General features: G+C 37.9%; 1 protein-coding gene and 1 pseudogene. Both read left to right on the forward strand.

Annotated elements, in window-relative coordinates; genetic code table 11:
- Positions 1–53 precede the first annotated feature (53 nt).
- On the forward strand, positions 54–296 hold the full coding sequence (locus ACMZ6U_RS10420; RefSeq protein ID WP_416108347.1) for an ATP-binding cassette domain-containing protein: 243 nt from the start codon (positions 54–56) through the stop codon (positions 294–296).
- A 73-nt stretch (positions 297–369) separates the two neighbouring features.
- Positions 370–1,215, forward strand: a pseudogene (locus ACMZ6U_RS10425) (transposase); the annotation flags it as partial.

The raw sequence follows: 1,215 nt of genomic DNA on the forward strand, positions 1-1,215 counted from the left end.
TTATTTTATATATGACTCAGTTGATTGATCCAGTCACAGATATTTCTTAGTCTATGACAGAGTTAACAGAATTTAATAGTGTTTCAAATCGTTTAATAGAAATTTTGAATCTTGAAAAAGAGGGTGCTCAAACAGTAGAAAAGGAATTTGTTGGTCCAAATATTGTAATTAACAACGTTGATTTTGCATATGATCAAGAAAATATTTTGAATGGTCTATCAGTAAGTGTAGAATCAGGACGGCACGTTGCAATTGTCGGTCCAAGTGGAGCAGGGAAGTCTACCCAATGTCATTAAGTTAAGCAATCTATCACATTTTGTGGTAGGTTGTTTCTTTCTATGTTACACTAAAAATAAAAGGAGAAACACCATGCTTGACCAAATCAAAACTCACTTGCTTGATAGTATTAGTCACGTCGTTTCAAATGCCAACCAACTTGTCCGTCAACCAGAAAAAGATTTCAGTCGAAAAAGTCAGTTGACAATGACAACGATGGTAAAGTCTATCCTTGCCATGGGTGGTAAAAGTCTATCTAAAGAACTGCTAGATTTAGACCTCACTGTCTCTCAGTCCGCTTTTGTGCAACGTCGCTACCAGATTAAATACCAAGCTTTTGAAAGGCTTTTTAAAGAGTTTACTTCTAAAATCCCAACGGTTAATCCTATGCCGATTTTAGCTGTAGACTGTAGTGATGTCGTTCTTCCTCGAAATCGTTTTGACAAGGAGACCTGCATCCAAACGCGGCCAAATCGAACGCCTTACAATATGATTCATATTAATGCCCTCTATGATTTACAAAATGGGATTTATCATGACCTTCGGATTCAAGACAAGGTCGATAATGATGAACGCTCTGCTGTCATTGACATGATGGCGAGCTCTCCCTTTCGCACGAGCGCTTGTGATTATGGATAGAGGCTATGAATCTTACAATGTCATGGCACATTGCCAAGAGAAAAATGGGTTGTATATTATTTGTATTCGTGATGGAAATTGTTCTATCAAATCAGGTTTAAACCTGCCTGACACGCCTTATTTTGATGAACGGCTTGACCTTAAACTCTGTCGGAAACAAACCAAGGAGATGAAGCAAATGTATCAAGATTTCCCCAATCACTATCACTATTTATCGCATCACTCCCTCCTTACTCTAGTAGAAAAGCGGGTCCAATAAGCTTTTATGAACTATATTTTCGTATCGTTCGTGTGGAAATC

This window comes from Streptococcus pluranimalium (assembly GCF_047785745.1).
Classification (GTDB): Bacteria; Bacillota; Bacilli; order Lactobacillales; family Streptococcaceae; genus Streptococcus; species Streptococcus pluranimalium_B.